Origin of the sequence: Microbacterium sp. zg-Y625 (assembly GCF_030246925.1) — a bacterium.
Lineage (GTDB): Bacteria > Actinomycetota > Actinomycetes > Actinomycetales > Microbacteriaceae > Microbacterium > Microbacterium jiangjiandongii.
This window is the reverse complement of record NZ_CP126740.1, coordinates 2,934,547-2,947,500: the sequence shown is the minus strand read 5'-3', so window position 1 is coordinate 2,947,500 and position 12,954 is coordinate 2,934,547. Positions and strand designations below refer to the sequence as shown.

11 protein-coding genes are annotated in these 12,954 nt (G+C 68.2%); 4 read left to right on the top strand and 7 right to left on the bottom strand.

The genetic code is table 11. The annotated features are described in order from the left end of the window. Positions 1-5 precede the first annotated feature (5 nt). Positions 6-1,178 carry a CaiB/BaiF CoA transferase family protein gene (locus QNO14_RS13715; protein WP_257506546.1) on the bottom strand — a complete coding sequence of 391 codons (1,173 nt, stop codon included), beginning with the start codon at positions 1,176-1,178 and terminating at the stop codon, positions 6-8. Between the two features lie 71 nt (positions 1,179-1,249). Next, the gene (locus QNO14_RS13710) at positions 1,250-2,476 is read right to left on the bottom strand and encodes an acetyl-CoA hydrolase/transferase family protein (RefSeq protein ID WP_257506547.1); all 1,227 of its coding nucleotides are present in this window, start codon (positions 2,474-2,476) and stop codon (positions 1,250-1,252) included. 99 nt (positions 2,477-2,575) lie between these two features. Between QNO14_RS13710 and QNO14_RS13705 the strand changes: the two genes are divergently transcribed. Further along, positions 2,576-3,742, top strand: a complete 1,167-nt coding sequence (locus tag QNO14_RS13705; protein WP_374113990.1) for an acyl-CoA dehydrogenase family protein — start codon at positions 2,576-2,578, stop codon at positions 3,740-3,742. A gap of 26 nt (positions 3,743-3,768) precedes the next feature. Further along, positions 3,769-4,698 carry a hydroxymethylglutaryl-CoA lyase gene (locus QNO14_RS13700; RefSeq protein WP_257494329.1) on the top strand — a complete coding sequence of 310 codons (930 nt, stop codon included), beginning with the start codon at positions 3,769-3,771 and terminating at the stop codon, positions 4,696-4,698. A 115-nt stretch (positions 4,699-4,813) separates the two neighbouring features. Here the strand turns inward: QNO14_RS13700 and QNO14_RS13695 are convergent, their stop codons facing one another. Together QNO14_RS13695 and QNO14_RS13690 are read right to left on the bottom strand one after the other, a co-directional pair. Continuing rightward, positions 4,814-5,854 carry an ABC transporter substrate-binding protein gene (locus QNO14_RS13695; RefSeq protein ID WP_257494324.1) on the bottom strand — a complete coding sequence of 347 codons (1,041 nt, stop codon included), beginning with the start codon at positions 5,852-5,854 and terminating at the stop codon, positions 4,814-4,816. Positions 5,855-6,070: 216 nt separating this feature from the next. After that, on the bottom strand, positions 6,071-7,831 hold the full coding sequence (locus QNO14_RS13690) for an ABC transporter permease (protein WP_257494328.1): 1,761 nt from the start codon (positions 7,829-7,831) through the stop codon (positions 6,071-6,073). Between the two features lie 205 nt (positions 7,832-8,036). Here QNO14_RS13690 and QNO14_RS13685 point away from each other — a divergent pair, with 205 nt between their 5' ends. Next, positions 8,037-8,867 carry an alpha/beta fold hydrolase gene (locus tag QNO14_RS13685; RefSeq protein WP_257506553.1) on the top strand — a complete coding sequence of 277 codons (831 nt, stop codon included), beginning with the start codon at positions 8,037-8,039 and terminating at the stop codon, positions 8,865-8,867. Beyond that, a complete protein-coding gene (locus tag QNO14_RS13680; protein WP_257506554.1) occupies positions 8,861-9,952 on the top strand; it encodes an ABC transporter ATP-binding protein in 1,092 nt (363 codons plus the stop codon). Before QNO14_RS13685 ends, QNO14_RS13680 begins: the two co-directional genes overlap by 7 nt. A 22-nt stretch (positions 9,953-9,974) precedes the next feature. Here the strand turns inward: QNO14_RS13680 and QNO14_RS13675 are convergent, their stop codons facing one another. Genes QNO14_RS13675 through QNO14_RS13665 form a run of 3 tightly spaced genes read right to left on the bottom strand, consistent with a single transcriptional unit; the run spans position 9,975 to position 12,821 of the window. Then, complete coding sequence (locus QNO14_RS13675; protein WP_257506555.1) at positions 9,975-10,463, bottom strand: MaoC family dehydratase; 489 nt, start codon at positions 10,461-10,463, stop codon at positions 9,975-9,977. A 32-nt stretch (positions 10,464-10,495) separates the two neighbouring features. Then, a complete protein-coding gene (locus QNO14_RS13670; RefSeq protein ID WP_257506556.1) occupies positions 10,496-11,623 on the bottom strand; it encodes an acyl-CoA dehydrogenase family protein in 1,128 nt (375 codons plus the stop codon). Positions 11,624-11,627: 4 nt separating this feature from the next. Next, the gene (locus QNO14_RS13665) at positions 11,628-12,821 is read right to left on the bottom strand and encodes an acyl-CoA dehydrogenase family protein (protein ID WP_257494318.1); all 1,194 of its coding nucleotides are present in this window, start codon (positions 12,819-12,821) and stop codon (positions 11,628-11,630) included. Positions 12,822-12,954 lie beyond the last annotated feature (133 nt).

Sequence of the window (12,954 nt, the reverse complement as noted above, 5' to 3'; positions counted from 1 at the left end):
GACGCTCATCCGTCGAACTCGGTGCGCAGGCTGTCGGCGTGCGCACCGAGGACGGGCGCGGGGAAGAGTTCCGGAGCGCCGCTGCGGCCGAAGCGGAAGGGCGCGCGTGCCTGTCGCAGCCGGCCGAGGACGGGGTGCTCGACAGTGTCGAAGAAGTCCGTGTCCCGCAGGTGCGGATCGTCGAACAGGCCCTCGATCGTGTTGACACGCATGGCCGGAACGCGTCGGCGGTGCAGCGCCTCCAGAAGTTCCTGGGTCGGGTGCTGGGCAACCTGCGCGGCCAGCCAGGCGTAAAGCTCGTCGATGTTCGCCGTGCGCTGGGTGATGTCGGCGAAGCGCTTGTCCTGCGCGAGCGCTTCGGAGCCGAGCACACGGAACAGTGAGGCCCAATGCGCATCCGTGCTGGCCAGGATGCCGATCAGGCCGTCCGCGGTGCGGTACGGGTGCCGGTGGGGCGAATTCGTGCGCGCATACCCGGCCGGCCCGCGCGGCGGATCGAAGATCTGAGCGCCCTGCTGCTCCACGAGGAGGAACCGCACCATGGTCTCGTACATCGGCACTTCGATGAGCTGCCCGGTCCCCGACTGCTCGCGCTCGTAGAGGGCGGCCGAGATCGCGCCCGCTGCCAGCATCCCCGTGATCTTGTCTGTGAGGGGTGTGCGGATGTACTGCGGCTCGCCGGTGCCGGTCTGATGGGCTGCGAGGCCCGACGCCGACTGGATGACGTCGTCGTACGCGGGGAGCGGACCGTACGGGCCGTCGGCGCCGAAGCCGAACATGCCGCACACGATGATGCGCGGGTTGACGGCGGCGAGGGTGTCGTAGTCGAGCCCGAGGCGCGCATCCGACCCAGGTGGCCGATTGTGCGTGACGACGTCGGCGGCCGCCACGAAGCGGTCGAAGAGGGCGCGGTCGTCGGCGTCGCGCAGATCCAGCGCGATCGATTCTTTTCCGCGATTGAGATTGAGGTACACCGGCCCGAGGAGGTTCTGCTCCCGATCGTCGATTCCACGCGCGATGTCGCCCTCGAGTGGCTCGATCTTGATGATGCGCGCGCCCATCTCACGCAGGATCGCGGTGCAGTACGGTCCCATCAGCATCGACGTGGTGTCGACGATCGTCACTCCGGCCAGCGGGCCGCTGGACGTTGTGTGCTGCTCGCCGTGACGTGATGCCATGCGCGGGGGTCCTTCCGTGTGCGTTCGAGGGGTGGAGCGAGCGACGCCGGCGTTAGGGCGCGACGCCGGCGTCAGGGCGAGGCGCGGAGCGCTTCGCGGTGCTCGGGGGTGGCGATGGCTATGAGGGCGTCCCGGCGTTCTCGCACGCTGGCGCCTCGCAGGTCGGCGAGGCCGTGCTCGGTGGCCACGACGTCGACGCTGTGGTGCGCGGCTGTGACGACGTCCTCGCGCCCGTGGTGGGCGACGATCGTCGATGCCCCCGTCCGGGTGGTGGAGCTCAGCGCGATGATGCGCATGCCGCCCGGGGACAGGTGGGCGCCTTCGGCGAAGTCGGCGCTGCCGCCCACGCCGGCGATGACCGCTCCCGCGACCGACTCGGCGACGACCTGTCCGCGCACGTCGACGGCGATGGCGGAGTTGATCGAGATCAGGTTCGGTACGCGCGCAAGGTGCAGCGGGTTGTGCAGCTCCTGCGAATCGGCCATCTGGAGGACCGGATTGTCGTGCGCCCAGCGCAGGAGCGCGTCGCTGCCGATGAGCTCGAGGGCGCGCACGCGGCCCCCGGCGCGGGCGATGCGGTCGATCAGCGGGCGCATCGCATCGGTCACGAGTCCGAGAAGGCCCGGTGGGTCGGTGGCGTCGTCCTCCGCCAGGGCAGCGGCGATCGCGTCGGGCACTTTTCCTATGCCCAGTTGCACCGTTGCCCCTGGCGGCAGCAGGGGCACCACGAGCGCCGCAAGGGCGCGGCCCGTGGCGTCTGGGCGGTCGGGGGCCTGGGTGGGTAGCGGGGTGGCAGAGCGCACGAACCGGTCGATGCGGGAGACGTGGACGAGGCTGTCGCCGTGAGTGCGCGGCATGTGCTCGGTGACCTCGGCGATCACGAGTGGCACCGACTCCGTCGCCTGCCGCGCGTAGCTGGTCGACGGGCCGAGCGAGCACCAGCCGTCGGCATCAGGCGGCCCCACCCGCACGAGCGCGACGTCGGACACCGCGAGCACGCGCTCGGGGATGTCGAGGAGACGCACCGGCGTGTATTCGACGAGACCTTCGCGGTAAAGGCGACGCATCGTTGCGGGAACGTGCCAGCTGCGGACGGTCAGGCAGCCCGCGCGCACGGCCGTCTCGAGGTTCACGTCGCCCAGCAGCAGTCCGCAGCGCAACGTCAGACCGCCCACGCGAAGGGCATGCGCGGCGAGAGCCGCAAGCAGGGTGTGCGGCGTACCGGACGCGTTGCCGGCGACGAAGCGGGTGCCGGACGGGAGGTCCGCGAACGCGGCCTCACATTCCATCCAGTCCATGAGTGCCTCTTCCGATCAGCCAACGCTGCAAATATAGTAAAGATTAATAGTTATTGTCCATGCTCGACGGTCCGTGCGAGCCGAATCCGGGAGCATCCTTTGGAATTCGAAGAACCCGACCACCTTCGCGCGATCCGCGAGGCGATTCGTGAGTTGTGCAGGGGATTCGGCGACGAATACTGGCGCCGGCACGACCGGGAGCACGAGTTTCCCTGGGGGTTCTACGATGCGATGGCCGAGGCCGGCTGGGTAGGTGTCGCCATCCCCGAGGAGTACGGCGGCGGCGGCGGCGGGATCACCGAGGCCTCGATCGTGCTCGAGGAGGTCGCGGCGTCCGGGGCTGCGATGAATGGGGCCAGCGCCGTGCACATCTCGATCTTCGGCATGAACCCCGTGGTCAAGCATGGGACCGAGGAGATGAAGCGCCGCTATCTGCCCGCAGTCGCCGACGGGAGCCTTCACGTGGCTTTCGGTGTCACCGAACCCGACGCCGGGTTGGACACGCCGTCCATCGCGACGCGCGCCGTGCGCGACGGGGATCACTACGTCGTGCATGGGCAGAAGGTGTGGACGACGAAGGCCCACATCGCCCAGAAGGTGCTGCTGCTCTGTCGCACAACGCCCTTGGCGGAGGTCTCCCGCCGCACCGACGGCATGACGCTTCTGCTCGGTGACCTCCAGGTTCCCGCTGTCGACATCCGCCTCATCGACAAGATCGGCCGCAACGCCGTCGGTTCCTGCGAGACCCGCTACGACGGACTCCGGGTCGACGTCGAGGACCGGGTGGGCGACGAGGGGGCGGGCTTCCGGTACATCCTCGACGGGCTCAACCCCGAGCGGATCCTGATCGCCGGCGAGGCCATCGGCATCGGGCGGGCGGCCCTGCGCAAGGCGACGCAGTACGCCCGGGAGCGCCGCGTGTTCGGTCGGTCCATCGGCAAGAACCAGGGCATCGCCTTTCCGCTGGCCGAGGCGCACATGCGTCTGCGGGCGGCCGAGCTCGCCGTTCGGGAGGCATCCTGGCGCTACGACAACGGGATGCCGTGCGCCGAGCAGGCCAACACCGCCAAGTACCTGGCCTCGGAAGCAGCATTCTTCGCCGCCGACCGCGCGATGCAGACACTGGGGGGTTACGCCTACGCCGACGAGTACGACGTGGGCCGCTACTGGGTCGAATCGCGGCTCATGAAGAGCGCACCCGTGCCGCAGGAGATGGTCCTGAACTTCATCGCCGAGCACGTTCTCGGCCTCGAGCGGTCGTACTGAGTACTGGGTGCCGAGAGGAGCACACGATGAGATATCCCCAGCGGGCGCCGCAAGCAGGGCTGCCCGAGTATGTCACGGTCTACGAGGTGGGTCCACGGGACGGGCTGCAGAACGAGTCCGCGCTCGTGCCCACCGCCGCCAAGGTCGAGTTCGTCCGCCGGCTCATCGCCGCCGGGCTCACGACGATCGAGGCGACCAGTTTCGTCCACCCCGGCTGGGTGCCTCAACTGGCCGATGCGGGCGAGCTGCTCGAGGCGCTCGACCTCACCGGTCCGGTGGCGTTGCCGGTGCTCGTCCCCAACGAGCGAGGGCTGGACCGGGCATTGGAGGCGGGCGTAGGCACGATAGCGATCTTCGGCAGTGCGACCGACACCTTCGCGCGCAAGAACCTGAACCGGTCGTTCGATGAACAGTTCGCGATGTTCGAGCCGACGGTCAAGCGGGCCCGCGCGCACGGCCTGGAGGTGCGCGCATACGTCTCGATGTGCTTCGGCGACCCGTGGGAGGGGGACGTGCCGGTGGCGCAGGTGGTCCAGGCGGGTCGGAGGCTGCTCGACCTCGGGGCGTCGCAGCTGTCCATCGGCGACTCGATAGGGGTGGGCACTCCCGGCCACGTCAAGGAACTGCTGGCGGCATTTGTCGACGCCGGGACCGCTCTCGATGCGCTCGCCGTGCACTTTCACGACACCTACGGTCAGGCCCTCGCGAATGCCTATGCCGCGCTGGAGGCCGGCGTGCGCACCTTCGACGCCTCTGCCGGCGGTCTGGGTGGGTGCCCTTACGCGCCCGGTGCGACGGGGAATCTCGCCACCGAGGACCTCGTGTGGATGCTGCACGGCCTGGGTATCGACACCGGAGTGGACCTGGACTCACTCATCGAGACGAGCGTCTGGATGGCGCAGGTGCTCGGGCGCCCGGCGCCGTCGGGGGTGGTGCGGGCGCTCGCGCCCCGCTGACTTGGGAGCGTCTGTCCGTCACGAGAGGGGGGGGGGGGGGGGCGGCCCCCCCCCCCCCCCCGCGGGGGGGGGGGGGGGGGGGGGGCACCCCCCTCTCGTCTTTGCCGTCGGCGGGTTATTCGTAGATGGCCTTCCAGTCCGCCAGGTATGCGGTGTACCAGTCCTGATCGAGTACGCGGTCCACGTCGGTGAGAACGACCTCGCTGTCGCCGGCGAGCGTCTCGACCGAGGAAAGCGGGCTGAAGGCATTCTTCGCCGCGATCGCCTGTCCCTCTTCCGACAGGAAGAAGTCCATGAACACCTGGGCGGCGTTTTGGTTCTTACCCGAGGCGGGGATGAAGAACATGTTCCCGATCGCCATCGCCGGGTCCGGCACGGCGAACTCCACGGGTGCACCCTTGCTCTTCAATCCGACCATGTCGGCCGCCGACACGAAAGCTCCCACGGCGACCTCGCCCGCGGCGAGGGCCTCCTGGAGTGCGAAAGCACTGGGATACAGCGCCGGCTCTTGTTCGGCCAGTTCCGCCACGTAGTCGGAATTGTGGGATGCCTCCACGAACGCCCAGTGGTCGGCGTGGATCGCCGGTTCCGGACGCGCGGTGCCGAGCGCCCCGTCGCCCAGGTCGGACACGAGCAGGTCATCGTACGATTCGACCGTCCCGCTGTACAGGGACGTGTTCCATCCGAGCACCATCAGACCCAGGCCGGCGTTGGCGACCTGACCGTTGATGATGTAGTCGCCCCACTCGTCGAGTTCGGCCGCCGGGCCTTCGAGGTCGCTGATCCAGTCCTGCTCGGACTTGTCGAGGATCCAGCCGTAGTCGACCGACGTGACGACGTCCGCGCCCTCGGCGCCCGTGTCATGCTCGGCCTCGAGGGCGGCGTTCATGTCCGCCGTGCCCATGGTGAGGATTTCGAGGGTGATCTCCGGGTACTTCGCCTCGAACGCGGCCTTCAGGCCCTCGCGCACCTCGGCCGGAGCGACGGAGTACCAGGTGACCTGGCCCTCCTCCTTCGCGGCGTCGACCACGCTCTGCCATTCGCTGTCCCCGCTCACTGCGGGTGCGGGCTGCTCTGCCTCGTCGTCGGCGCTCGCGCAGCCGGTCGCGACGAGTGAGAGCGCGAGCAGCGAGCTCGCGACGGCCCTCTTGCGCATGGATTGCCTCTTCACGGTGTTCCCTTCGGCTGGACACGGGACGAGCGGTCGCCGCGTGCGGTGTGCAAAGTGCTGCGATGCCGCTGCCGGCGATCCATTCGGCAGGTTGGATGGCGAGGACCACTTCGTCCCGCGCCGCGCTGCCTACCGCAAGCGAAGCCGCATCACATATTTGTAATCTTTATGATAGTTACTATCTGGTGGCTACGCTAGGGGTCAGAGGGAGTCGAGGGTGTTGCGCCCCCCCAAGCGCACCGCCACCACGAGTCCCACAGCCGTCACCACCGACATGATGATGCTGACCGCGGCGACCATCGGGTAGGACCCGTGCGTCCATTCCTGGTACAGCAGGGTGCCCAACACCTGAGTGCGGGCGGAGCGGACGAACATGGATGCCGCGAACTCGTGGGTCAGGATCACGAACGCCAGCACCGCCGCTCCGGCGAGTGCGCCGCGCATCATCGGGATGACGACCGTCAGGTGGGCGCGCAGCAGGCCGGCCCCGCTTGCCCGTGCGGCATCCTCGTGGGAATTGCCCACGCCCATGCGGGCGGCGAGCTGCATTCTGACGGTGAAGGGCAGGACGATGACCACGTAGGTGAGCACGATGAGTGCCGGCGTTCCGTAAAGGGTGAACGGGTTGCCGGTGTAGACGAACAGCAGGCCCACTCCGAACACGACAGCCGGCACTCCGAGGGGCAACTGCACGAGGACATCGATGATGCCGCGCGCGACGGCGTTGCCCCGTCGGCGGTACAGGATGTCGGTGAGCAGGTAGCTCAGGGGGAGCGCGATGAGGATGGCGCCGACGGAGGTTCCGACGCTGTTGACGAGCGCGTCGAGGATCGCAGGCGTGGTGAGCGCACGGGTGAAGTTGTCGATCGTGAACGTCGTGATCGTCGAGGTCCAGTAGGGCACGAGCGAAACGAGGATGATCGCGCCGAATGGCAGGACGATCGTGATGACGCCGTAGAGGGCGATGAACGGAGCGGACCAGCGGGATGGCCTGCCCGGGCGCGATGCGCCTTTCGCGCCGGAGCTCACGAATCGGAAGTCTCGGCGAAGCAGCAGCCGCTGCACGAGGATGAACAGGATGCCCGCGATCAGGAGCGGGGAGGCGACCGCCGCCGCGAGGGCGAAGTCGGTCGGCGCGGTGCCGCCGAAGCGGTACACCTCGGTGGCGAGCACGCGGATGCCGTCGCGTGCCCCGAGGAACTGCGGCGCGGTGAGCTGGCCAAGGCCCAGGAGCATCGCGAAGGCAGCCGAGTAGACCAGCGCGGGGCGCATGAGCGGAAGCACCACGGTGAAGAAGGCGCGCACCGAGCCGGCCCCGGAAACCGACGCTGCTTCAATCGTCTCGAAGTTGAGCTGCTTCAGGCTGCCTTGCAGGAAGAGGAACACCAGTGGGGTCAGCTGCAGGCCCGTGACGATGACGATGCCCGGGACGCTGTAGATGTTGAGCGGTCCGCTGGGCAGCCCGACGGCGGGTGCGACGACGTCCACGAAGGGGAGCGCGCGCAGTGCGACGTTGATGAAGCCGACCTGGGGGGAGAGTAGGAAGGCCCAGCCCACCACGACCGCGACGGCCGGGAGCACGATCGGGAGGATCGGGATGATCGACATCCAGGCGTGCCGGCGCGGGAGGCGGAGCGAGAACCACGCGAGAGCGGTGCCCAGGACGAGCGAGATGACGAGCGATCCCAGCCCCAGGGCCGCTGTCGTGAGCAGCGTGGTGGCAAGCTCCGGGAGGGCGAATGCTTCGCGGTACGCGCGCGCCCCGTCCTCGAGGGCAAGCACCTGCAACCGGAGCAGGGGGTACAGCACGAGGAAGAGAAGGATGAGGGTCAGACCCGTGGTGAGGCCGTGCCGGCGGGCCCAATCCGCCGCAACGTGGCGCCGAATGGGCGGAGCAGGGGCAGATCCGGGCAGGGCGGATGCCGGCGACGTGCGGTGTGCCGGCGGGGTGGCGGTGCGCATCTGCGGCACGTGCTCCTCCTGAATCGCGTCGTTGCGACGCGCGCCCCGACGGCGCGCTAACTATTAATCTTTACATCTTTAACGTACAGCGGATGATCCACATGCGACCACTATCTCAGCGATTAGATGTAATCATTATAAATATCCACGGTTCGTCGTACACTCGCTGTTGAGACGGTTCCGTCCCATCGATCGAAGGAGATCAGTGCACACGATTGAGAAGCACGCGCTGTCCGCGCTGTCGACCACCGTCAAGCGTATGGGTAGCGGCCCGGCTCTCCTGATGATTCAAGGCCTGGGCACCGACCACCGGGCGTGGGGCCCGGCCATGGAACGCCTAGCCCCGCATCTTGAGTGCATCTCGTTCGACAACCGTGGCGTGGGCGCGGCGTCCGATGTCGGACCCGAGACCACCATGGAGGACCTCGCCGACGACGCCGCAGAGCTGATCGATGCCCTCGGCATCGGGCCCGTCCACGTGTGCGGCGTCTCGATGGGTGGGGCCATCGCGATGCGAGTCGCGTCGCGGCATCCGCATCTGGTCCGCAGCCTTGCTCTGCACTCCACCGCGGCGCGGCCGGACCCCAGGCTCCGCGCCATCCTCGACTTCCGGCAGAAGATCGTCGACACCGGCCATGCCGGAGAACTGCTCCGCCCCTTCGTGGAGATCACTGCCTTCAGCCCGACGCACATCTCGCAGACACTCCCGGTCGGCGCCACCGAGATAGACAAGATCAACGCCGAGGAGTACGCGGCGCACTTGCGGGTCGCGACCGAACAGTGGATGACCGACGAAGAACTCGCCAAGATCACCGCGCCGACCCTCGTGACGGTGGGGACCGAGGACATCCTCACGACACCCGACAACGCCCGCGATCTGTACCGCGGCATCGCCGGTGCCGAACTGCTCGTCGTCGAGGGAGGCGGTCACGCTTATTACGCGGAGTCTGCGGACCTCTTCGCCTCGGTGCAACTCGGATGGACGCTGCGACACGCGGCGCTTGGACTGACGGAACGGAGCGCGGAGCGATGGTAGCGGGTATCACCGTCTCGAACCTCACGAAGGGGTTCGGCAGCACCACGGTCGTCGACGGGCTCGATCTGGAGGTCGAGCAGGGCGAGATCCTTGTGCTGCTGGGGCCCAGCGGCTGCGGCAAGACGACGACTCTGCGGTGCCTTGCGGGGCTGGAGACCCCCAGTGAGGGAAGCATCCGGTTCGATGGGACCCCCGTCTTCGACGATGGAACGCGGGTGAATGTGCCCATCAACAAGCGCAACATCGGCATGGTCTTCCAGTCGTACGCCTTGTGGCCGCATATGACCGTGCGGCAGAACATCGCCTACCCCCTCAAGGTGCGCCGTATGAAGAAGGCGATCGCCGAGGGCTGGGTCGAGCGTGCCGCTGACATGGTCCACTGCGGCAACCTGCTGGATCGCTACCCCGCGCAGTTGAGCGGCGGCCAGCAGCAGCGGATCGCCCTGGCGCGTGGGCTGGTCTCCCAGCCGTCGGTCGTCCTGCTGGATGAGCCGCTCAGCAACTTGGACGCGAAACTGCGCGACCAGGTGCGCACCGAGATCCGCGAGCTGCATCAGCAGCTGCGGTTCACGGCGGTGCTGGTGACGCATGACCAGGAGGAGGCGCTAGCTCTGGGCGACCGCGTCGCGATCATGAAGGACGGCCGGATCGAGCAGCTCGACACCCCGGAGGCGCTGTTCCTCGCACCGGCGACCGAGTACGTCGCCGGGTTCGTCGGTATGTCCAACCGTCTCGAGTGGACGCGCTCCGACGGCACGTGGGCCGGGCCCGCCGGGCTGCGGGTGCCGGCACCCGTCCTCGGCGTGGACGGCGACCGTGCGGTGTCGCTCATCCGGCCCGACGATCTCACCCTGCATCCGGCCAAACCGGGTGCTGCCGACGACGCGCTCCTCTTGGACGCAACGCTTGTGACCGCGGAGTACGGTGGGCGGCACGTGGACGTGACCCTGACGCTCGGCGACGCATCGCGACTGCACGCCCGCACCGGCACGGGTGCCTCGGAGGCATGGATCCGCACTCTGCAGCCGGGCGCGCCCGTTGCGGTGAGCGTCCCGCACCGGAGTCTGCACTCCTACCGCGGCTGACTCGTCCTCGCGGCGGGGCCAGTCAGTCGGCAGGGTGGGGTGCGCTGTGGCCTGCGGAGCCGTCGGGACGCGACAGGTCGAACAAGCAGGTCGCGACGATCGCCGGCCGCTCCTCGTTCTTCCGCTCGATGGTCATGTCGATCTGCAGGCGGCAGCCGCGGGCGGTCGTGAGTACATCGGCGATCTTGGCCTGCATCCGGATGCCGCTGCCGCTGAGTACGGGAGCAGTGAACCGCACCCGTTCGAAGCCGTAGTTGACCATGAGTGGCGCGTCGGTGACCCACAGAAGACCCGGCCACAGGGCGCTGATCATCGCCAGGGTCAGGTAGCCGTGCGCGATCGTCGTTCCGAACGGTCCGTCTGCCGATTTCTCGGTGTCCACATGCAGCCAGTAGTGATCGTCGGTGAGATCGGCGAACGCCTGGATGTCGTCCTGGGTGATCGTGCGATATTCCGACGGGCCCAGGACGGCCCCCTTCATCCCCTGCAGCTGGTCGTACGTGACATCCATGTCATTCCTCCGTTGGCAGGCCGATGGTGAGGTCAGCGGCGCCCAGCGCGCAGCGCGTCGGTGATGCGACGGCGGTGCCAGCGCCGATCGCCGAAGAGCTGCTCCGCGAGCTGGGCGCGCTTGAAGTAGATGTGCATCTCGTGCTCCCACGTGTAGCCGATGCCGCCGTGCAGCTGCATCCCGCGCCCCGCCACCCACGTCGCGGCGGAGCATGCGAGATCCTTCGCCATGGAAGTCAGCTGTGCGGCGTCCGGCCGGCTTTCGTCCACCGCCGTGGACGCCTCATCCACGAGGGCCCGCGCCATCTCTGTGCGCACGAGCATGTCGGCCGCCTGATGCTTGACGGCCTGGAATGAGCCGATCGCGCGATCGAACTGCTCGCGTTGGGTCGCATAGGCGGTCGTGAGTTCGAGCACGCGGGTCGCGATGCCCAGCGAATCCGCAGCCACGAGGAGCGACATCCGCTGTGCGACGGCCTCCGCGGCAGCATCTGCGGCGTCGCCGCGGGCGATCACCGCATCCGCCCCGATTCTCACCGCGGACAGCTCCAATCGGCCGATACTGCGCGTGAGATCGAGCACCTCTTGCCGCGCGACGGTGGACCCCGCCACATCCGTGGGGACGATGGCGAACAGGGACTGCCCGGCCGAGTCCGTCGCCCGTACCACGACCACGGCTGCGCCGGGAAGGTCGATGATGTGCGAGGCGCGACCGTCGAGCACGATGTCCCCTCCGTCCTCGCGCGCGTCGAAGCCGTCACTCCCGCCCCGCCCGAAGACGCCGGTGAGGGCGACGGTCGCAGCGACCGACCCGTCGGCGACGGACCCGATGAGTGCCCTGGCCGCGGGCGAATCGGAGGCAGCCAGAACGCCGGTCGTCGCCGCCGTGCCGAGGATCCGAGTGGTGCCCGCCGCCCAACCGCAGCCCTCCGCGACCTGTCGCAGGTGTGTGAAGGTGCCGCCGCCGCCGCCGAGGTCCTCCGGGACGTCGACGCCGAACATGCCGAGTTCGGCCAGCGCGGCGTCAAGGTCAGGGTCCTGCGCGGTCCCGCCGTCCACGATCCGGTGGACGTGGGCTGCGGGGGAGCGCTGTGCGAGGAGGTCCCACACCATCTCCCGCAGCGCCGAGAGCTCCGGGTCGATGCTCAAGATCGTGGTCATGCCGTCACCTCGGTTCCCGGGGCAGGCCGAGGCCGCGCTCCCCGATGATGGTCCGTTGAATCTCGCTCGTCCCGCCCGGAATCGTCCACTCCCAAGAGGAGATGTGATCGAGGAGCCAGACTCCCGATTCCCAGCCGCCGCTGGCCACCCGCGGCATGCGCAACTGACCGTCCAGGCCTGCGAGAGACGTACCGAAGCCGGTCATGTTCTGCAGTAGCTCGCTGTAGAGGAGCTTGGTGACCGAAGCCAGTACCCCGGCGTTGTGCGGAGCGATGTCGTCGGCGAGGCCACGGGCGACGAGCAGCCGTAGCGCCTCGAGTTCCGTCGCGTAGCCGGCGAGCTGATCGGCCACATACGCGTCGTCGCCGGACAGCAGATCCGCATCCCGCGTCGGATCGTGCAGCTCGTCCCACAACCAGGAGAACCCCACCTTGAGACGCTCGCTCAACTCCACCATGGTCGCGCCGCGTTCGGCGTTCAGCGTGGATTGCGCGACCCGCCAGCCGTCGTTCTCGGGGCCGATCACGTTCGCCGCGGGAATGCGCACGTCCGTGAGGAAGATCTCGCAGAAGTGCTCCTCGCCGGTCGCCTTCTTGATCGGGCGCACCTCGACGCCGGGTGAGCGCATGTCCATGAGCATGTAGGAGATGCCGCGACGTTTGGGTGCGTCGGGGTCGGTGCGTACGAGCAGCAGGCACCAGTCGGCGTACATCGCCAGGCTCGCCCAGATCTTCTGGCCGTTGACGATGAAGTCGTCGCCGTCCCGGACGGCCTTGGTGGCCAGGGCCGCCAGATCCGAACCCGCCCCGGGCTCGGAGAAACCCTGACACCACACCTCGCCCGCTCGGATCGCCGGGAGGTGACGCGCCCGCTGCTCCTCGGTTCCGGCGTGCAGCAGCGTCGACGCGGCGTGGTGCAGGGAGATGAAGTGCAGCACGAGGCGCGGTGCTTCGGCGCGAGCGAGTTCTTCGTAGATGACGCTCTGCTCGGCGAGGCTGTACCCGCCCCCCCATTCGGTCGGCCAGTGCGGCACGGCCCATCCGGCTTCGTCGAGGCGGCGCAGCCAGTCGTTCTGGAATGCGACGAAGTCATCGCGTGAGGCATCGGCCTCCGTGTGCCGCCAGCCTTCGGGGATCGACGTGCGGCACCATTCCCGCACGTCGGCTCGCAGCTCGTCGATGGTCCTGGAGGGTGGCACCGGGCACTCCTTCACGCTGCTCTGCGGCGGGAGCTGCCGATACACCTCCCGTAGAATCCAAATCATTACATATAAAAGCCAATCGAGTTGTTAATCATCGCAATATATGTAAGTATTCCTCTTGTGCCTGGCG